An 18946-nucleotide genomic window follows, 5' to 3' on the forward strand; every position below is an offset into this window, starting at 1 on the left:
CTGCCGGACTTGCCGGGCTTCTGCCTGCCGCCCATCAGCCCTTCACCGCGCCGGAGACCAGACCACCGGTCATCCGACCCTGGACGATCAGGAAGAAGATCACCACGGGAATCGCGATGAGCACCGCCGCCGCCATGACCGCACCCCAGTTCGTAGCCTGTGTGGCCTGCACGAACGTACGCAGCCAGAGCGGCAGCGTCATCGCGTCGGGTCGTTGCATGATCACCAGCGCCATGACGAACTCGTTCCACGCCTGGATGAAGGCGAACACGCCGGTGGCCACCAGGCCCGGAGCGAGCAGCGGGAACGTGATCCGCCAGAACGCAGTGGCCCGGGAACACCCGTCGATCATCGCCGCCTCCTCCAGCTCCTTGGGTACACCGTTCACGAATCCGCGCAGCGTCCAGACGGTGAACGGGAGCACACCGACGATGTTCACAAGCGTCAGGCCGATGATCGTGTTGAGCAGGAGCCAGCCGTCGATGATCCGGAACAGCGAGATGATCATCGCCTCTCCGGGGATCATCTGGACGACCAGGATCATCAGGATGAAGGTGCGCCGGCCCTTGAAGTCGAACCGGGTGAGGGCGAGCGCCGCGGCGAAGCCCACGACCAGGGCGATGACCACGGTCAGGAACGTGACCCCCATCGAGTTCAGCACGGCCGGCGGGAACGGCGCCCGCTCCTCGCCGAACATCGCCGCGCGGTAGTTGTTCAGGGTGAAGACGTCCGGCGTCGGGAAGAACGCCAGGTTCTCGCCGCGGATCCGGTTGTTCGGCAGGAACGACGTGTTGATCATCCAGTACACGGGGAACGCCGAGAACACGAAGACGATCAGGGCCAGTACGCCGAACCCGGTGTCGGCAAGGCGCTTGCGGATCTTGATCACTGCACTTCCTCCCGCAGCGTGCGCCGCACATAGGGGAACGAGATGGCCAGCATGACGATCAGGAAGATGACGCCGATCGCGCTCGCCAGGCCGTAGTGCCCCTGGGCCATGCCCACCTGGTAGATGTAGACGCCGATGGTGTTGGTCAGCTCGCGATCGCCGCCGATGTCCTGCAGCACGAAGACCTGGGTGAACAGCTTCAGGTCCCAGATCATCGACAGCACCACGAGCACCGTGATGATGCCGCGCACGTAGGGCACCTGGATGAGCCGGAACCGCTGGAACGCGCTCGCGCCGTCGAGCTGCGCGGCCTCGATGACCTCCTCCGGGATCTGCGTGAGGCCCGCGTACAGCGTGAACGCGACGAACGGCACGGCGCCCCACACGACGATGCAGGTCAGGATCAGGAAGAACCCCCACGGGTTGATCAGCCAGGAGTGGCCGAACCAACGGTCCCCGGTGATCGCGGTGAGCAGGTTGTTCACCACGCCGTACTGCGTGTCGAAGACCCAGCCCCACACGGTGGTCGCGGCCAGCGACGGCATGGCCCACGCCAGCAGCAGGCCGACGGACACCAGGAGCCGCATGGCCTTGCCGACGCGGATCATGAGCAGTGCCACGAGCATGCCGAGCACCATCGTGACGACCACGAGGACGACCATGAGCACGAAGCTGCGCAGCAGGACGGTCCAGAAGCCGTCGACGTCGGTCAGGATCGTCGCGTAGTTGTCGAACCCGACCCACTCGGCAGGCTGGCCCATGAGCTGGGCGCGCTCGTACTCCTGGAACGACATGACCACCAGGCGGAGCAGGGGGTAGCCGGTCAGGACGCCGAGTATGACCATCGTGGCCGAGAGCAGGAGCCACGGCACGTAGGACGGTCGGCGCCGCTGCCGGGTCTCTTGGCGCGGTGGCGCCGGGGAATCGAGAAGTGTGGAGCTCATGTCCTGTCTTCCTCAGGGGCGGCCGGCGGCCCCTCCCCTGGAAGAGCAGCCGCGGGCATCATGCGGGCAGTGGTGTCCCGTCCCGCCCGGGTTTTCTGGGGTCGCACCGGGCGGGACGGGATGTCTTGTGCCGACCGGGGTCAGCTGTTGAGGATCTCCTCGATGTCGGCGTCGAGCTGCTCGGCGACGGTCTTCACGTCGTCGCCGGAGGCGATCTTCGTGAAGGCGGTCGGCAGGAGCATCTGCGACTCGACGTCGGCCCACTTCGGGGAGGCGGGGGTGAGCTTCGCGTTGGCGGCGGCCTCGGCGGAGGCCGCGCCGATCGAGGTCGACTGGTCGACCTTCTCGAAGAGCGAGGTCTTGGCCGGGAAGAGGCCGATGCCGGCAAGGATCGACTGGTACTCGTCGCTGAGCATGATCTCGTAGGCGCTCATCGCGAGGTCCGGACGCGCCGACTTCTGCGCGATGGCGATGTTCGAGCCGCCGGCGAACACCTGGGCGGCGCCGCCGTCCTTGCCCGGCAGGGCCATGCCCTCGAGGTCGGACCCGTACGTGGAGGCGCAGCCCGGCACGCCCTCGGGGTCCTCGGGCTCCTCGGGAGCGTTGATGGACCACTGGATCCAGCTCGGCGCGGAGAGGAACGCGACCTTGCCCTCGCAGAACGGCACCTGGAGGTCCGTCTCGTTGGCGTCGGCCGGAGCGTTGTTGCCCTCGGTCATGATGGTCTGGATCTGCTCCAGGCCCGCGAGCCCACCCTCGGACGAGAAGCCCGCGTCCCAGGTGCCGTCCTCGGCCTGCTCGGCGACGTAGCCGCCGTTCTCCCAGATGAAGGGCAGGGCGTTGTACCAGTCCTGGCCGGGCCAGTAGACGCCGGACAGGTCGTCGGTCTTCAGGTCGACGGCGGTCTGGACGTACTCGTCCAGCGTGGTCGGCACCGGGGTGTCGCCCAGGACCTGCTTGGAGTAGAAGACGACGCGCGAGCCCGAGTAGTACGGCAGGGCATAGTGCTTGCCCTCCCAGTCGCCGGCCTCGACGAAGCCCGGGAGCAGGTCGGAGCCGCCCAGGGTCTCGAACTCGTCCGCCGTGATCTCGCGGAAGTAGCCGGCCGACGTGAACGCAGCGGCCTGGGTGTTGCCGATCTCGACCACGTCGGGCGCGTCCGAGCCAGAAAGCGCCGTCGTGTACTTGTCGACCAGGCCGTCCCAGGCCTGCTCCTCGATGACGAGGGTGCTGCCCTCGTTCTGCTCCTCGAAGGTCTGCTTCAGGTAGTCGCGGGCCTCCTTGGGCGTGTCGGAGCCGACGAGCCAGACCCGGACCTCGCCGGGGCCGGTCTCCTCGGGGGCCGCGGCGCCGCCGGCGTTACCGCAGGCGCTGAGCGCGAGCGTCAGGGTGATCGCCGACGCCGCAGCGCCGACGAGACGGTTCTTCTTCACGTGTGTTCCTCCCGGGATACGACTGTGCGTCGCAGTGCCTGATGAAAAGCGGTGCATGGTGAGAGCTCGAGTGGTAGCTCGATGAGATGCCTGCCGCCAACACGTGCGCACTGATGCTCACGAGACCCCCAGCTGGGCGGAAAGCACGAGGACGGCGGCACCCGCCAGCACCACGTCCTCGTCGAGTGCGGCCATCCGCAGCTGCAGGCCGGAGTTGATTGCCTGCATGGTGCGCTGCCGGATGGTGTCCAGCGCGGCCTCGCGCAGAGGGCCGTCGAGCAGGTCGCGCGGACCGCTCAGCAGCACCTCCGTGAGGTTGAGAGCGCTGACGACCGGGGCAAGGGTGACACCGAGCACCCGGCCTGCCGACGCCAGGGCGGCGTCGGAATCTTCTGCGTTCTTGTCCGCGACCGCACGCCGCAGCGCCGGCACCGACAGGACGGTCTCGAGGCAGCCCACCTTGCCGCAGGCGCACTGGTCACCGTCGTCGACCACTGTGACGTGGCCGATCTCGCCCGCGGCGTCGCCCTGGCCGTGCACCCGCACGCCGTCGACCACCACGCCGGCGCCCACCCCCGCGCCCACGGTGACCACCAGCATGCTGCCGGTCGCCCCGCCGTACGTGAACTCGCCGAGCGCCGCAGTGTTGGCGTCGTTCGCGACGTGCACGGGCAGACCCAGGCGCTCGCCCAGGATCTCGGCGAGCGGGACGTCGTACCACCCGCGGTTGGGCGCCTCCACGACGCGCCCGTCCAGCGTGATGATGCCGGGCGAGCCGACGCCGACCCCGATCACCGGGTGGATCGCCGCGGCCACGAGCCGACGGACGAAGCGGGTGAGCAGGTCGACCAGCTCGTCGCCGGTGCGCCCGTCGATGTCGAGCTGCCGGCGGACCATGATCTCGCCGGTGAGGCTGAGCACGGCGCCGCGCATGTGGCCGTGCTCCGTGAGGTCCACCGCCACGATCTGGTAGGCGTCCGTGCGCAGGCCCACCAGGATCGCGGGCTTGCCCACGCGCTGGCCGGGCCGCGTGCCGAGCTCCTCGACCAGCCCCTCGGTGATGAGCACCGAGACCAGGTCGGAGATCGTGACGCGGGTGAGCGAGGTGGCTCGTGCGAGGTCGGCCCGGGAGGTGGGCCCCTCGTGAAAGAGGTGCTGCAGCACCAGGGACCGGTTGTGCGCCCTGGCGTGCTCGGGGAGCACCTTGGACGTCGCGCGCAGCCGTGCCCCGAGCCCTCGCCCGGTGCCGTTGCGTTCTGTCGCCGTCGCCATGTTTGTTAGTAGACCTCCTTAACAGAGTCCTGTCCATTGCCCGGTGCGACCCGTAACAAGACTGTTACGTGGCTCACGCTGCCCTCGGCATTGGACGCCCTCTGCTCGACGTATCCGGATTACTTCACGTGCCTGACGAATCCGAGCCTGCCGTACCTTGCCCGGACAAGCACGGCGTGACCGGAACGTGATCAAAAACGGCGCAAAACTGAAGAAAAAACCGGTCACCAGGCCCACAAGTTCACAAAGGGATCACAGTTCTCAGGTGGGGCGCGTTCCTGCCCTGCCTGGCTCCTACGCTCGTCCCATGAAGCGCAACCGGTCAGCCTGGGGGGACGCGGGCCGGCCCGCGCGCCGACTCGTCCAAGCCCTCCTGGCGGCAGTCGTCGGGGGGACGCTCGTGGTCTCCCTTGCGGCCTGCTCAGGTGGTGGCGCAGGAGATTCCGGCGCGGACGTCGCGACCGACGGCGGGGCGGCGCGCAGCGAGGGCATCGCACCCGACGCCGCGACCGACGAGGCGGCTGCGGGCGCCGTCGGCCTCACCGAGGTTCGCGAGGAGGCGGTCGACCGCGAGCTCATCACCACCGGCAGCGCGACGCTCGCGGTGGAGGACCCGTTCAACGCCGCCGAGCAGATCGCCAACCTCGTGGAGGAGGCCGGCGGCCGCGTCGAGGCGCGCGACGAGCAGGCCGAGACGGACGACCAGCCGGGCAGCGCGTCGATGACGCTCCGCATCCCCGCCGACCGCGTGTCGGCCACGCTGGACGCCCTGGACGAGCTCGGCGAGGTGCGCGACCGGCACGTCGAGACGGTGGACGTCACCGGCACCGCGCAGGACCTCGACGCCCGCATCGAGGCGCTCCGCACCTCGACCGATCGCCTGCGCGAGCTCATGGCCGAGGCCGACCGTACCTCCGACCTCATCGAGATCGAGGCCGAGCTCTCCACCCGTCAGGCCGAGCTGGACTCCCGGGTCTCCGAGCGGAACCGGCTCTCGGACGAGGTGGCGATGTCCACCCTGCACGTCAGGATCGTCGCGGAGGGCACCCCGGCGGCCCAGGCGCGGCCCGACGGCTTCCTCGGCGGCCTGTCCGCAGGGTGGAGCGCCCTGGTCAGCACGTTCAACGTGGTGGTCCTGGTGCTCGGCGCGATCACCCCGTGGCTCGCGCTGGCCGGCCTCGCGCTGCTGGTGGTGGTCGGCATCCGCAGGCAGCTGGCCAAGAACCGCGCCGCCGGGCCGACGCCGCCCACCGCCGAGCCGGAGCCCGTCGAGCCCTGACCAGGGCCGGTCAGTCGGTGATCGCCAGCGCGTCGATCTCCACGAGCATCTCCTCGCGGGGCAGGCCCACCATCACCGTGGTCCGGCTGGGCAGCACACCGCTCGGGCAGTACTTCGTGACGAACTCGCCGTAGGCCTCGTTCATCGCGGCGAAGTCGTCGCGCGTGGTGAGGTAGACCCGCAGCATCACCACGTCGTCGAACGTCGCGCCGGCGGCCTCGACGATCGCCCGGACGTTCTCGAGCGTGCGGGTGGTCTGGCCGGCTACGTCGCCGAGGTGTACGTACTCCCCCGTCGCCGGGTCCGTGGGGCCCTGCCCCGAGACCTGCACGAACGGTCCTTTGCGCACGCCCTGGTGGAACGTGAACGCGGGCGCGGGGGCGTCCGGGGTGGAGATGGCGGTCTTCGCGGTCATCGGGTTCTCCTTGCGCGGGTCGTGCGGTGGGTCGAAAGCGGGGTCAGAAGCTCAGGGTGATCTGCTCGGCGACCTCGTCGCCGCGGGTCACGAGGGCGGCGCGGTACTTGTCGAGCGTGGTGCAGGGGTGCGAGATGCCGAACCCGACCACGTCGCCGGGCTCGAGCGCCAAGCCCGCACCCAGGTCGGGAGACAGGTAGGCGTGCTGGTCGTTGAGCGCGGTCACGCGCACGCCGGTCAGCTCGCGGGCCTCGCCCAGCCGGCCGGCCCCGTCGGCCGAGCGCACGACGAGCGGTGTCGGCAGGTCGATGTCGAACGACACGTCCCGGCGCCCCATGCCGCAGATGGCCAGCCCGGGCTCAGGCGTGGACAGTACCGAGGCCCAGACGGTGATCGCGGGCCGCAGCGGCTCGACGCCCATCCGTGTCCAGGGGTCGGCGTGCAGGTAGTGGCCGTGGTCGTGCGTCACGTACGCGCCGGACCGGAGCACTACCCGCGTCGGCACGCCGTCGCCCGCCGCGTCCTGGACCGGTACGGCGAGGTGCCGGGCGACGACGTCGGCGAACGCGCTGCCGCCCGCGCTCAGCACCACGGGCCCGTCGACGAGGCCGGCGATCCCGGCCCCCGCCTCACGCAGCCCGTCACACCACACCCCGACGGCGGCCAGCTCCTCGGCGCTGGTGCCGCTCGCCACGGGCCCCTCGTAGCCCGCGACGCCGACCAGCCGCAGCCCGGCGTCGTGCACCCGGCCGGCGAGCGTCACGGCGTCGGGCACGGTGCGGACGCCCGTGCGGCCGCCGGGGACGCCGAGCTCGACGAGCACGCCGAGCCGCGCGGCGGCCTCCGGCGCGGCGCCCGCGAAGCCGGCGGCGAGCAGGTCCACGCCCCGTGCGGAGTCGACGTACACCCAGACCTCGTCCGCGGTGCCGTCGGAGAGTGCGGTGCGGAGCCACGCGATCTCGCGCGGGTCCACCAGCTCGTTCGCGACGAACACGCGGCGGCCGGCTCCCGGGACGCCCCAGCCGAGCGCCGCCTTGAGCTGCGCGGGCGTCGCCACTGTGGCGCCCCATGCCCCGGCGGCTGCCTGCCGCTCCCAGATGGCGCGCGACATGTGCGCCTTCACGTGCGGCGCGTGCTCCACCCCCGCGCTCGCGAACGCGCCCGCCACGGTCGCGATGTTGTGGTCCAGCGACGCCTCGTCGAGCGTCAGCAGCGGCCAGGAGAACTTGGGGTCATCGATGCGCAACACAACCCCCATCCTGCCGTGTCACGCGGCAGGCGCAGGACGAAGCCCGTGCCCGGGCGTCGCCCCGGTGAGCTCGCCGCCCGAGAGCACCGGCACCCCGCCGACCAGCACGTCCTCGATGCCGGACGCCGGAGTGCGCGGCGCCTCGTACGTCGCATCGTCGCGGACCAGCTCGGGGTCCACGAGCGCGATGTCCGCGACGGCGCCGGGTACGAGCTGCCCGCGGTCGGCCAGGGCGAAGCGCCGCGCGGCGCGCGCCGACAGGTGCTGGGCAGCGTCCCACCAGGTCCACGAGCCGCGCCGCACGTGCTCGTCGAGGAACCGGGCGAACGCTCCCCAGCCGCGCGGGTGTGGCCGGCCGCCCCAGTAGATGGCGTCCGACCCGGCGAGGTGGCCGTCGTGCTCCGCCAGCGTGCGGACGGACTCGGGCGAGTTGGTCGGCGGCTGCGCGAACACGCAGCTCGCGCGCAGCGCGGTGGTCGTGAGGATCTCGACCACCGTGTCGGGGGCCGACCGCCCGAGCCGGGCGGCGACGTCGGGCAGGGTCAGGCCCTCGGCCCACTCCATGCCGGGCACGGACGCGAAGGTGATGCGCGGCCACAGGTCCGTCAGGCCGGCGAAGTGGTCGCCCAGGCGCCCGGCCATGGCGGGGTTGCGCAGGGCGTCGATCGTCGCGGCGGGGTCGGCGACGGGCAGCCACGTCGGGAGCGCGACCATCGACAGGATGGAGCATCCGCGCAGGTAGGGGTAGGAGTCGTAGCTGACGTCGTGACCCGCGGCGCGTGCGGCCCCTACCTGCTCCAGCAGGTCGTGGGCGGGGCCGTGCAGGTGCGACACGTGCGTCGCGACGTCGGAGGCGCGCGCGATCCGCATGAGCTCCTCGAAGGCCGTGACGCCCTTGTCCTCGTACCCGCGCATGTGGCTCACGTGGGGCAGCCCGCGCGCGGCAGCGACCTTCGCGAGCGCGATCAGCTCGCGCTCGTCGGCGTAGGCGGCCGGCACGTACTCGAGGCCGGTCGAGAGGCCGCAGGCGCCGTCGTCCAGGGCCTGCTCCAGCAGGCCCACCATCGCCGCGAGCTCCTCGTCCGACGCCGGGCGCTGCGCCGCCCCCATCACCCGGTACCGCAGGGTGCCGTGCGGCGCGAGGTACGCGACGTTCACGGGGACCGCGCGGTGGTATGTGGTCAGGAGGTCGCCAACGGAGCCGCCCGCGAACGTGGGGTGGGTCCCGTCGATCGCGGCGAAGTACGCGCTCGCCCAGTCGTAGGTCGCGCGGTCGGTCGGGGCGAAGGACACGCCGTCCTGCCCCGTCACGACCGTCGTGATCCCCTGGCGCAGCATCGCGAGCTGCACGTCCGGCTCGAAGACGGCGGCCTCGGCGTGCGTGTGCGCGTCCACGAACCCGGGCAGGACGACGCGGCCCTGCGCGTCGAGGATCCCGGTGTCCTGCGCGACGGCGCCCCGCGCTCCCGCGCGGGTGATCGCCGCGATCCGGCCGCGCGCGACGTGCACGTCGACCGGCTCGGACAGGGACCCGTCGGGCTGCGGCACGCGGGCGCCGCGGATCAGGATCGTGCCGTTCACGCGTCATCCTCCGGGGTCTGCTCGGATGCCCGCTCAGGGCCGGGTGCGTCGGTCGGGAGGTTCTCCACGCCGCCGTCCTCTCGCCAGCCACCGAGCCCGGCCCAGCCGCCGACGGCGGTCTCCGCTGCCAGGTCGCGGGGGTAGCCCTCGACGCCCGGCCGGGTCTGCCACGGGTGTGGGCCGCCGAGCGGCCGGTACTCGACGCCGTACGCGTCGAGGCGCGGCAGGTGGTGCCGCTCCAGCCGGTCCAGGAACTCCTTCGACGCCGGCGAGCCCGGCTCCCGGTCGGCCCGCGGCGACCAGGCGACCTCGGCGAAGGCCGCCAGCCGTGGGAAGGTCGCGTAGTCGATGCGCCGCGCGTTGTCGAGGTGCTCGGTCCAGACCTGCGCCTGCGCGCCGAGCAGCCGGCCGGGCTCTTGTCGATTGCCGGCCACCTGTGGGGTCGAGGCGTGCTGACCCAGGTAGTCAGCACTCAACGAGGCGGGGAGGGGTTCGAAGGAGTAGACGTCCTCGACCGTTCTCAGGAAGCCGACCGGGATCGGCTCCGCCGGGTGCTCCCCCGCGCGGTGGTCCAGGTAGACGGCCTGTTCGGGCGCCATGACGACGTCGTACCCCGCCGCGAGCGCGGCGGCGCCCTGGGCGTACCCGCGCCAGGACGTCACGATCACGTCGCGCGGCAGGATCGGCGACACCGCCTCGTCCCAGACGACGGCGCGGCGGCCGGCGTCGGACACGTGCTGCGCCAGACGGGCGACGAACCAGCCGTGCAGCTGCGCGACGTCGGGGGCGCCGTCGGGCCCGGACAGGCCAAGGGCCCTGGCGCGCTCGACGATGTGGGGCGACTCGCGCCAGAGGGTGGTCGGCACCTCGTCGCCGCCGAGGCCGATCCAGGGCGCGTCGAAGACGTCGAGCACCTCGTCCAGCACGTGCCGGAAGAACGCGAGCGACCCCTCGGACGGGTCGAGCACGTCCTGGCTGATGCCCCACGTGGTGCGGACCCCGCTGCGATCCTTGCGCGTGCCGAGCTCCGGGTAGGCGGCGACGGCGGCCTCGACGTGGCCGGGCACGTCGATCTCGGGGACCACCGTGATGCCCCGGTCGCGGGCGTAGGCGACGATCTCGCGCAGGTCGTCCTGCGCGTAGAAGCCGCCGTGCGGCCGGCCGTCCCTCGATCCGGTGCGCCACGTGCCGACGGTGGACTCGCGGCGCCATGCGCCGGTGCGTGTCAGCTCGGGGTAGCGGTGGACCTGCACGCGCCAGCCCTGGTCGTCCGTGAGGTGGAGCTGGAGCACGTTCAGCCGGTGGGCGGCGGCCAGGTCGATGAACCGCAGCACGTCGTGCTTGGGCAGGAAGTGGCGGGCGACGTCGAGCAGCACGCCGCGCCACTCGAACCGCGGGTGGTCCTCGATGCGCACTGCCGGGAGCTCGACCATCCCGGCGTCGCCCGCGCCGCGGTAGGCAGCGGACGCGCGGCGGAAGGCCGCCGGGCCGGCGAGCTGCCGCAGGGTCTGGGCGGCGGCGTGGGCGCCGGCGAGGTCCGCGGCCTCGACGCGCACGGTGCCCGGCGCTCCTCCGACCCCGGTCCCGCTGCCCGACGCCGCCGCGCGCGCTTCGATCCGGTAGCCCCCGGTGAGCAGGCCGGTCGCGAGCACGAAGGTGACGTCGGCGGTCCCTTCGGGGGCCGGGCCGGCCGGGTCGGTCAGGCCGTGCGGGGCCGGGCCGGCCGCATCGACGGGCAGTGCCGTGGGCACCAGGTCGATGCCGAAGGCTTCTTCCGTGACCCGGCGCCACCAGCGCGCCGCGGGGCGCAGGGCCGGATCGGTCGCGACCCGCGCGCCGTTCGGGAGCAGCACCGAACCACCCGGCACCTGCGTCGACGCAGGCTCGGGAACAAGGCCAGGATCTCCGGGGTCGTGCACGGGCGCCACCCTAGCGCGGCGCCCTGTTCGCATGCGGCAGGCAGCCATAGAACGTAGGCCCGGTCGCCCTATCAGTGCTCATAGTGCGACCTGCGGCAAGTGTGCGGTGCAGGACGTTCGACCCGGGACTTGGGACGTTCGGCACTGGGGCCGGAACCGAGGTCGTGCTGTCGTCAAGGGCCGGACAGCCGCGGTCGGCGCACCAGCCGGATCTACGACACCGGCCTCACCAGCGCAGCATCCCCCCGTTGCGTACAGCGTTGCGCACAACAGAGAGAAGCACCCGCACATGTCTACAGCCGCCGTAGTTCCCGCCAGGAACGGTCTGGCCGTTGCCGGCTTCGTTCTCGCCCTCGTGGGCATCCTCTTCGCGTTCATCCCGATCGTGAACGTCGTCGCCATCCCGCTTGGCGCCCTAGGTCTTGTCTTCGGCGTGATCGGCATCGTCAAGGCCCGCTCGCGAGGGGTCGGTATGGGCCTCGCCGTGACCGCCGTCGTCCTCTCGGTCTTGTCGGTAGTCGTCTTCGTCGTAGCCAACGCGACCCTTTTCGCGGCGGTCACCGCGGTCGACTCAGCCGTGACGGACGTGGCGAGCGAGCCTGCATTCCTCGAGTACGACCTCGATGCCGATCCCGGCGAGCTCTACCCGAACGACGTGTTCGGCGACGTCGACCAGAACGGCAAGGTTTCCGCGGAGGAGACCTACGCCAAGAAGGGCAGCGAAAGCTTCGTGAAGGACGAGGACCTCGACGGGAACGGCGTCGTCACCTACTACGAGACCGGCAAGTACTGGTACGACTTCACCAACAGCTGACCGCGCCCGCACCGGGCATCCTCACGCCCGCCGTAGGACCGGCTCGAGCGCAGCCAGCACCGCCGGGTCCTCGATGGTCGACGGCACTGCCGGGTGCTCGCCGTCGGCCAGCTGGCGCATGGTGCGCCGCAGGATCTTGCCCGAGCGGGTCTTCGGCAGCCCGGCGACGATCTCGACGTCCTTGAACGCGGCGACCGGGCCGATCTGGTCGCGCACTGCGGCGACGAGCTCCGCCGCCACCCCCTCGGGGTCGGCGCCCGCCTTGAGCACCACGAGCCCGCGCGGCACCTGCCCCTTGAGCGGGTCGGCGGCCCCGATCACCGCGCACTCCGCCACGGCGGGATGGTTCGCGAGGACACCCTCGATCGCGCCGGTGGACAGCCGGTGCCCCGCGACGTTGATGACGTCGTCGGTGCGGCCCATGACGTAGACGTACCCGTCGTCGTCGATGTAGCCGCCGTCGCCGGAGAGGTAGTACCCGTCGAAGGCCGCGAGGTAGGAGGACACGTACCGCGCGTCGTCGCGCCACAGCGTCTGCAGGGTCCCTGGCGGCAGCGGCAGGCGGATCGCGAGGCTTCCTTCCTGCCCGGGACCCGCGACCGTGCCGTCCGGCAGCAGCACCTGCACGTCGAAGCCCGGCACGGGGACCGACGGCGAACCGGGCCGGGTGGGCATCGGGTCCAGCCCGCGCAGGTTCGCGACGATTGCCCAGCCGGTCTCGGTCTGCCACCAGTGGTCGACGACGGGTACGCCGAGGATGCGCCCGGCCCACTCGTACGTGCCGGGGTCGAGCCGCTCCCCCGCGAGGAACAGGTGCCGCAGGGAGGAGATGTCGTGGCTGGCCACGAGGATGCCCTCCGGGTCCTCCTTCTTGATCGCTCGGATCGCGGTGGGGGCGGTGAACAGCGCCTCTACGCCGTGCTCCGCGACGACCCGCCAGAACGCCCCCGCGTCGGGCGTGCCGACGGGCTTGCCCTCGTAGAGCACGGTGGTCGCGCCGGCGATCAGCGGCCCGTAGACGATGTAGGAGTGGCCGACCACCCAGCCGACGTCGGACGCCGTCCACCACACCTGACCGGCCTCGATGTCGTAGACGTTCCGCATGGACCAGGCCAGCGCGACGGCGTGGCCGCCGTTGTCACGCAGGATCCCCTTGGGCTTACCCGTCGTGCCCGACGTGTACAGGATGTAGAGCGGATCCGTGGCCGCGACCTCCGTGCACGGCGCGGGGTTGGTCCGCCCGGCGTGCATGGCGGTGGCCCAGTCCAGGTCCCGCCCCTCGACGAGGGTCGCGACGGCCTGCGGCCGCTGCAGCACCACGCACGACGCCGGCGCGTGGTCGGCCAGCTCCAGCGCCCGGTCCAGCAGCGGCTTGTACTCGACCACCCGCGTGGGCTCGATGCCGCACGACGCCGACACCACGACCTTGGGCTGCGCATCGTCGATCCGCACGGCCAGCTCGTTCGCGGCGAACCCGCCGAACACCACCGAGTGCACCGCCCCCAGCCGCGCGCAGGCCAGCATCGCGACGACGGCCTCGGGCACCATCGGCATGTAGATCACCACCCGGTCGCCCTGCCCGACGCCGAGGTCGCGCAGCGCGCCGGCGAACGCCGCGACGTCCTGCAGGAGCGTGGCGTAGGTGATCGTCGCCGACGTGCCCGTGACCGGGCTCTCGTAGATCAGCGCCGCCTGGTCCCCGCGTCCGGCGATCACGTGCCGGTCGAGCGCGTTGTAGCAGGTGTTCAGCCTGCCGTCGGGGAACCAGTGGTAGAACGGCGGGCTGTCGGCGTCGAGCACCCGGGTGGGCTTGCGGAACCAGGTGACGAGAGCGGCCTGCTCGCCCCAGAACCCCTCGGGGTCGGTGAGGCTGCGGCGGTAGACGTCCGCGTAGTCGGCCATTTGGTGCCCTTCCGCTCCGGCACACGGACCCCGGTGTCCGCGCCGCTGCCAGTGTGCCTCGGACGTGCGACGCCGTCGAGCGGCCGGGCCGGGCGGCGTGCCGATGGCCGCTGCGAGGGTTCTCTCGTGGCGGTGGTCGGTTCAGCGGGTATGTGCCCAGGCGAGACGCCGGCCACCGGGTATCCAGCACGACGCGCAAGCGCCGTCGCCATGACGACATATGCAGGGTGTGAACCCGCTCCGAGCACCTCACCGACTCCTCGGTACCGGGCTGGCCGGTGTCCTGCTCCTCAGCGCATGCGCCGGCCCGGCCGGCCCCGCGTCGAACAGCAACCAGCCCAACGACGCACCGACGGCGACCGCGCCGCCCACTCCGTCGGCGTCGGGCCCGGTGACCGCCGTCGCGACCGTCCTCCAGGAAGGGGACGGCCCGCCCGAGCTCTGCCTGGGCGGGGTGGCCGAATCGCTCCCGCCCCAGTGCGGCGGTCCGGAGATCGCGGGGTGGGACTGGGAAGCCGTCGAGGCCGACTCCGCGCAGGACACCACCTGGGGTGAGTACACGGTGGAGGGCACCTGGGACGGCGAGACGTTCCGGCTCACCGACGCTGCCCCGGCCGAGCAGCCCGTTTCCCCCGACGACCCCCGGCTCGATCCGGACAACGCCGGAGCGGCCGGACCGGACACGCCGGAGGCCCTGGAGCTTCAGAACGAGGTGTTAGATCACCTCGACGGTCTCAGCGGCTGGACCGAGAACGGCTACGTCTGGGTGACGGTCGTCTACGACGACGGCAGCATCCAGCGCTACGCCGACGACAAGTACGGCGCCGATACGGTCGCCGTCCTGTCGGCGCTGCGCGACGTCGAGTAGGCCTGCCCGACGCAACCAGTCGTGGACACGACGATGGCCCCGGCATCGATAGCACGACCCAGCCACGACGGGGGTCCGGGGGCGTGCCCCCGGGGCGGGGTGTGGAGGGCTCCGCCCCCACAAGACATGACGAAGCGAGGTGGCCCGTCAGGGCACACCTCGCTTCGAGGGGAGTGGAGCTGCCGGGAATCGAACCCGGGTCCGGTGGCGCTTTTCCAGTACTTCTCCGGGCGCAGTCTGCTATGGATTTTCTCGGCCCCCGCACTCGCACAGACACGTTCGCGGACAGGCCCAGTCATCTAAATGTCCCCGTAGCCCCGATGACGAGAGCTACGAGCAGTGGCTTCCTAGATGACGCCGGCTACTGGGACGGAAGCAATTCCCAGGCCGACGGACTTCGGGCTCGCTCAGGCGGCGAGGGCGAAGTCGTTGCGCGAGTTATCGGCAACTATGTGTTTGCAGGCATCGTTTACGAGATAAGCCTGCATCCTCGGCCCGCTTCTCCTCGAAGCACGACCACCGTCGAAACCGATCAGCCCCTATGTTGTTTTCAACTGCCCCGCCCGGGCTGCACCCGTGCGGAACACGCCCAGTCTAGGGGACAACACCCCAGACAGGAACGTTATTTCGCTAACAGCCGCCAAGCGGCGTCAGCTGAGCATCTCCTTCTGGCGCATCGCCCGCTGCGCCTCCCGCATGTCCTGCTGCTCGCGCAGGGTCTGGCGCTTGTCGTACTCCTTCTTGCCGCGCGCGAGCGCGATCTCGACCTTGGCGCGGCCGTCCAGGAAGTACAGCGACAGCGGGATGAGGGTGTGCCCCTTCTCCCGGGACTTCGACTCCAGCCGCGCGATCTCCTCGCGGTGCAGCAGCAGCTTGCGCCGGCGCCGCGGCGCGTGGTTGTTCCACGTGCCCTGGAAGTACGCGGGGATGTGCACGTTCTCGAGCCACGCCTCGCCGCGGTCGATGTTGGCGTAGCCGTCCGTGAGGGACGCCCGCCCCATCCGCAGCGCCTTGACCTCGGTGCCCGACAGCACGAGCCCGGCCTCGAAGACGTCCTCGATCACGTAGTCATGACGGGCCTTCTTGTTGTTCGCCACGATCTTGCGCGGATCGTCCTTCTTGGCCATGGTCTCCCTCCGGGATCTGCTGGTGCGGCATACCCCGTGCGGGCAGCGCGACGCCCTAGTTTACGCGCCCCACCTGCGTGGACCAGGCTTTTACAGCCAGGTCATCGGGTCGACGGTCGAACCGTTGACATACACCTCGAAGTGCAGGTGGCAGGCCGTGGACGTACCGGTGGTGCCCGAGTAGCCGATCACCTGCCCCCGCGAGACCCGCTGCCCCGCCGAGACGGCGAACGAGGTGAGGTGGTTCGAGCTGGTCATCACGCTGCTCCCGCCCGACGAGTAGCCGTGGTTGATCAGCACCTGGTTGCCCAGGCCCTCGAGATAGCGCGCGTACAGCACGGTGCCGTCCGCGGCGGCCAGGATCGGCGTGCCGCAGTACGCCCGGAAGTCGGTGCCCGCGTGCAGGCGGTAGTACTGCAGCACCGGGTGGAACCGCATGCCGTACGAGGAGGTGATGACGGGGCTCGCCGTCGGATAGCTGAGGAACGACAGGCTCCCGGCACTGCTGCCCCCACCACCGCCGGAGGAGCCGCCGTCCGAGGACCCGCCGCCCGAGGAGCTCTCCTCCGCCTCCCGCTCGGCCTGCAGCTGGGCCAGGCGCTCGTCCCGCGCCTCCTGCTTGCGGATGATCTCCTTCAGGTCGGCCTCGATGGAGCTCAGCTCCTGCTCGTTGTCCCGCATGCTCTGCAGCGCGGCGTCCTTGCGGCGCTCGATGCGCGCCTTGAGCCGCTCCTGCTCGGCGATCAGGCGCTCGATCTCCGCCTTGCGCTCCACCGCCGCCTGCTTGGCCTGCTCCTTGGACCGCACGTTCTCGTCCGCGAGGCGCTTGAGCTCCGTGACGACCTCACGGATCGCGGTCAGCCGCGCCTGCAGGTTGCGGGCGGTCGCCTCGGCGTCCTGCAGCTCGGCGAGCGTGCGCGCCTGGATCCGCGCGGCCGACGACGACACCGAGTACCCGTCGATGAACTCCTCGGTGCTCTGGGCGCCGGTCACGAGGCCGATGGTCGTGGCGTTGCCGGTACCACGGAGCTCCTCGCGGGCCATCCGCGCGATGTCGCGGCGGGCGGCATCGACCTTGCCGGAGCCGGCCTGGAGCAGCTGGGTGACCTGCGCCTCTTCCAGCTGCGCGTCGGCCAGCCGCTGGGCGAGGATCGCCGCTTCTCGCTCGGCCCGCTCCAGCTCGGCCTCGGCGACGGCCAGCTCGGCCTCCGCCACGGGCAGGCGGCCCTCGACCTGGTTCAGCTCGAGCACCGCGTCGGCGAGCTGGGTGTCCGTGTGCTCCAGCTCGGCCTCGAGGCTCTCGCGCTCGTCCTCCTTGGCCTCCTGCTGGCGTTCCGCGGCGGCACGACGGTCGTCGAGGTCGTCCGCGAAGCCGGCGGTCGAGCCGCCCAGCAGGAGCACGATCGCGAGCGCGGCGGCGAGCGGGCCGCGAACCCTGGGGACGCTTCGGGGAGTGGACATCAGATCCTCGTGTACCGGTTCAGGGTGAAGAAGGACGAGAGGGCGGCCAGGGCGACGGCCATGATCACGAGCAGCGGCGCGACGCGGAGCACGTCGACCTCCGACACGTAGGCGACCCAGTCGACCGACCGTTCGAGCCAGTCGCTGACCATGAACCGCACCGCGAGCCACAGCCCGCCCCCGGCGAGCAGCGAGCCCAGCACTGCCGCCAGCGCGCCCTCCAGCAGGAAGGGCAGCTGGATGAACAGGTTGGACGCGCCGACCAGGCGCATGATCTCCGTCTCCTTGCGCCGGGAGACGGCGCTCAGCCGGATGGTGGTGGTGATCAGCAGCACCGCGGCCAGGAGCATGACGCCGGCCAGCCCGGCCGCGAGCAGGGTGGCGACGTTGAGCGTGCGGAACAGCGGCTCGAAGACGGCCCGCTGGTCCTCGACGATCTCCACGCCGTCGCGCCCGGACAGGACGTCGCTCACGACGGCGAACTGCTCGGCGTCGGTCAGCTTGAGGCGCAGCGAAGCCTGCATGTCCTCCTCGGTGAGCTGCGTGCCCTGGTAGCCGTCCGGGTAGCGCTCGCTGAAGGCGTCGAACGCCTGCTGCTTCGACTCGAAGTAGACCTTGCTGACCTCGCTGGACAGCTCGGTGTCGATGACCTGCCGCACCGTGTCGATCTGCTTTTCGGTAGCTTCGCCCGCGGCGCACGTCGGCTCCATCGAGCCCTGCGGGCAGAGGAAGACGGACACCTCCACGAGGTCGTACCAGTCGTCCTTGAGCTTGCCGATCTGCGCCTGCAGCAGGGCGGCCGCGCCGACGAACGTCAGCGACACGAACGTCACGAGCACCACCGCCACGACCATGGTGGTGTTCCGGCGCAGGCCGGAGAGGACCTCGCCCAGCACGAACTGGAGGCGCACGGTCAGGCCCCCCGCACCGTCTGGACCGGCGCGCGGGTACCGCTGCCCGGGGCGTCGAGCACGGGCGACGCGCCGACCTCGGGCAGGATCGCCTCGCGCTCGCCGTAGCCGCCGCGGGCCTCGTCACGGACGACGACGCCGTCGGACAGCTCGACGACGCGGCGGCGCATCTCGTTGACTATCTCGTCGTCGTGCGTGGCCATGACGACCGTGGTGCCGGTGCGGTTGATGCGGTCCAGCAGGCGCATGATGCCCAGCGAGGTGGTGGGGTCGAGGTTGCCCGTGGGCTCGTCGGCCAGGAGGATCTGCGGCCGGTTGACGATGGCGCGCGCGATAGCGGCGCGCTGCTGCTCACCGCCGGAGAGCTCGGTGGGCATGCGCTTGCCCTTGCCCGCCAGGCCGACCATGTCGAGGACCTCGGGCACGGTGTCCCGGATGACGTGCCGCGGCTTGCCGATCACCTGCAGGGCGAACGCCACGTTCTCGTGGACGGTCTTGTTCTGCAGCAGCCGGAAGTCCTGGAACACGACGCCGAGCTGGCGGCGCAGCGTGGGCACGCGCCAGCCGGAGAGGTTCGCGACGTCCCGGCCCGCGACGTAGACGCGGCCGCGCGTGGGCCGCTGCTCGCGCAGCACCAGCGAAAGGAAGGTCGACTTGCCCGAGCCCGAGGCCCCCACGAGGAAGACGAACTCGCCACGCTCGACGTCCACGGAGACCTGGTCGAGGGCAGGCCGTGCGCCGCGCGCATAGACCTTCGACACGTTCTCGAACCTGATCACGAGCCCGACCCTAGGTGGGAGATCGGGTGGCGTGTCGGGGAGACACGCCGACGGCGGTCACCCTGTCGCGGGCTAACCGCGCGCCATACCGGTCATATCATCC

At 71.2% G+C, this 18946-nt stretch carries 16 protein-coding genes and 1 other RNA gene; 3 read left to right on the top strand and 14 right to left on the bottom strand.

Annotation, left to right across the window (positions count from 1 at the left end; translation table 11 throughout):
* Window positions 1–34: 34 nt before the first annotated feature.
* From C8K30_RS03825 to C8K30_RS03840, 4 genes are all read right to left on the bottom strand, one after another.
* Window positions 35–889 carry a carbohydrate ABC transporter permease gene (locus C8K30_RS03825; RefSeq protein ID WP_199230322.1) on the bottom strand — a complete coding sequence of 285 codons (855 nt, stop codon included), beginning with the start codon at window positions 887–889 and terminating at the stop codon, window positions 35–37.
* The gene (locus tag C8K30_RS03830) at window positions 886–1833 is read right to left on the bottom strand and encodes a carbohydrate ABC transporter permease (protein WP_108491514.1); all 948 of its coding nucleotides are present in this window, start codon (window positions 1831–1833) and stop codon (window positions 886–888) included. The genes C8K30_RS03825 and C8K30_RS03830 overlap by 4 nt, the downstream gene beginning before the upstream one ends.
* A 140-nt stretch (window positions 1834–1973) precedes the next feature.
* Complete coding sequence (locus C8K30_RS03835; RefSeq protein ID WP_108491515.1) at window positions 1974–3266, bottom strand: extracellular solute-binding protein; 1293 nt, start codon at window positions 3264–3266, stop codon at window positions 1974–1976.
* A gap of 117 nt (window positions 3267–3383) precedes the next feature.
* Window positions 3384–4538 (bottom strand): ROK family transcriptional regulator, encoded by a 1155-nt coding sequence (locus tag C8K30_RS03840; RefSeq protein WP_108491516.1) that lies wholly within the window; start codon window positions 4536–4538, stop codon window positions 3384–3386.
* A gap of 307 nt (window positions 4539–4845) precedes the next feature.
* On the opposite strand from C8K30_RS03840, the gene C8K30_RS03845 reads away from it, so the two are divergent.
* Window positions 4846–5817, top strand: a complete 972-nt coding sequence (locus tag C8K30_RS03845) for a DUF4349 domain-containing protein (RefSeq protein ID WP_108491517.1) — start codon at window positions 4846–4848, stop codon at window positions 5815–5817.
* A gap of 10 nt (window positions 5818–5827) precedes the next feature.
* Here the strand turns inward: C8K30_RS03845 and C8K30_RS03850 are convergent, their stop codons facing one another.
* Genes C8K30_RS03850 through C8K30_RS03865 form a run of 4 tightly spaced genes read right to left on the bottom strand, consistent with a single transcriptional unit; the run spans window position 5828 to window position 10981 of the window.
* Window positions 5828–6232: a RidA family protein gene (locus tag C8K30_RS03850; protein WP_108491518.1), complete on the bottom strand. Its 405-nt coding sequence runs from the start codon at window positions 6230–6232 to the stop codon at window positions 5828–5830.
* 43 nt (window positions 6233–6275) lie between these two features.
* A complete protein-coding gene (locus C8K30_RS03855) occupies window positions 6276–7481 on the bottom strand; it encodes an alanine racemase (protein WP_108491519.1) in 1206 nt (401 codons plus the stop codon).
* A gap of 18 nt (window positions 7482–7499) precedes the next feature.
* Window positions 7500–9062 carry an amidohydrolase family protein gene (locus tag C8K30_RS03860; protein WP_108491520.1) on the bottom strand — a complete coding sequence of 521 codons (1563 nt, stop codon included), beginning with the start codon at window positions 9060–9062 and terminating at the stop codon, window positions 7500–7502.
* Complete coding sequence (locus C8K30_RS03865) at window positions 9059–10981, bottom strand: beta-N-acetylhexosaminidase (protein WP_233256952.1); 1923 nt, start codon at window positions 10979–10981, stop codon at window positions 9059–9061. The genes C8K30_RS03860 and C8K30_RS03865 overlap by 4 nt, the downstream gene beginning before the upstream one ends.
* Before the next feature lie 289 nt (window positions 10982–11270).
* Here C8K30_RS03865 and C8K30_RS03870 point away from each other — a divergent pair, with 289 nt between their 5' ends.
* Window positions 11271–11795 (top strand): hypothetical protein, encoded by a 525-nt coding sequence (locus C8K30_RS03870; protein ID WP_146197318.1) that lies wholly within the window; start codon window positions 11271–11273, stop codon window positions 11793–11795.
* 21 nt (window positions 11796–11816) lie between these two features.
* Here C8K30_RS03870 and C8K30_RS03875 read toward each other — a convergent pair whose 3' ends face one another.
* Window positions 11817–13697 carry a propionyl-CoA synthetase gene (locus tag C8K30_RS03875; protein WP_108491523.1) on the bottom strand — a complete coding sequence of 627 codons (1881 nt, stop codon included), beginning with the start codon at window positions 13695–13697 and terminating at the stop codon, window positions 11817–11819.
* Between the two features lie 229 nt (window positions 13698–13926).
* On the opposite strand from C8K30_RS03875, the gene C8K30_RS03880 reads away from it, so the two are divergent.
* Window positions 13927–14565, top strand: a complete 639-nt coding sequence (locus C8K30_RS03880; RefSeq protein ID WP_146197319.1) for a hypothetical protein — start codon at window positions 13927–13929, stop codon at window positions 14563–14565.
* 171 nt (window positions 14566–14736) lie between these two features.
* Here the strand turns inward: C8K30_RS03880 and ssrA are convergent.
* From ssrA to ftsE, 5 genes are all read right to left on the bottom strand, one after another.
* Window positions 14737–15105: a transfer-messenger RNA gene (gene ssrA, locus C8K30_RS03885) on the bottom strand.
* Between the two features lie 110 nt (window positions 15106–15215).
* Window positions 15216–15692 (bottom strand): SsrA-binding protein SmpB, encoded by a 477-nt coding sequence (gene smpB, locus C8K30_RS03890; RefSeq protein ID WP_108491525.1) that lies wholly within the window; start codon window positions 15690–15692, stop codon window positions 15216–15218.
* A gap of 90 nt (window positions 15693–15782) precedes the next feature.
* Window positions 15783–17153: a M23 family metallopeptidase gene (locus C8K30_RS03895; RefSeq protein ID WP_108491526.1), complete on the bottom strand. Its 1371-nt coding sequence runs from the start codon at window positions 17151–17153 to the stop codon at window positions 15783–15785.
* On the bottom strand, window positions 17153–18064 hold the full coding sequence (gene ftsX / locus C8K30_RS03900; RefSeq protein WP_108491527.1) for a permease-like cell division protein FtsX: 912 nt from the start codon (window positions 18062–18064) through the stop codon (window positions 17153–17155). Before ftsX ends, C8K30_RS03895 begins: the two co-directional genes overlap by 1 nt.
* Window positions 18065–18066: 2 nt before the next feature.
* On the bottom strand, window positions 18067–18843 hold the full coding sequence (gene ftsE, locus C8K30_RS03905) for a cell division ATP-binding protein FtsE (RefSeq protein ID WP_108491528.1): 777 nt from the start codon (window positions 18841–18843) through the stop codon (window positions 18067–18069).
* Window positions 18844–18946 lie beyond the last annotated feature (103 nt).

It is taken from the genome of Promicromonospora sp. AC04, from assembly GCF_003058225.1.
GTDB lineage: Bacteria > Actinomycetota > Actinomycetes > Actinomycetales > Cellulomonadaceae > Promicromonospora.

Coding starts and splice junctions, on each gene's coding strand:
- C8K30_RS03840 (WP_108491516.1), bottom strand. CDS start 4,538: ATGGCGACGGCGACAGAACGCAACGGCACCGGGCGAGGGCTCGGGGCA.
- C8K30_RS03830 (WP_108491514.1), bottom strand. CDS start 1,833: ATGAGCTCCACACTTCTCGATTCCCCGGCGCCACCGCGCCAAGAGACC.
- C8K30_RS03870 (WP_146197318.1), top strand. CDS start 11,271: ATGTCTACAGCCGCCGTAGTTCCCGCCAGGAACGGTCTGGCCGTTGCC.
- smpB (WP_108491525.1), bottom strand. CDS start 15,692: ATGGCCAAGAAGGACGATCCGCGCAAGATCGTGGCGAACAACAAGAAG.
- C8K30_RS03850 (WP_108491518.1), bottom strand. CDS start 6,232: ATGACCGCGAAGACCGCCATCTCCACCCCGGACGCCCCCGCGCCCGCG.
- C8K30_RS03845 (WP_108491517.1), top strand. CDS start 4,846: ATGAAGCGCAACCGGTCAGCCTGGGGGGACGCGGGCCGGCCCGCGCGC.
- C8K30_RS03895 (WP_108491526.1), bottom strand. CDS start 17,153: ATGTCCACTCCCCGAAGCGTCCCCAGGGTTCGCGGCCCGCTCGCCGCC.
- C8K30_RS03875 (WP_108491523.1), bottom strand. CDS start 13,697: ATGGCCGACTACGCGGACGTCTACCGCCGCAGCCTCACCGACCCCGAG.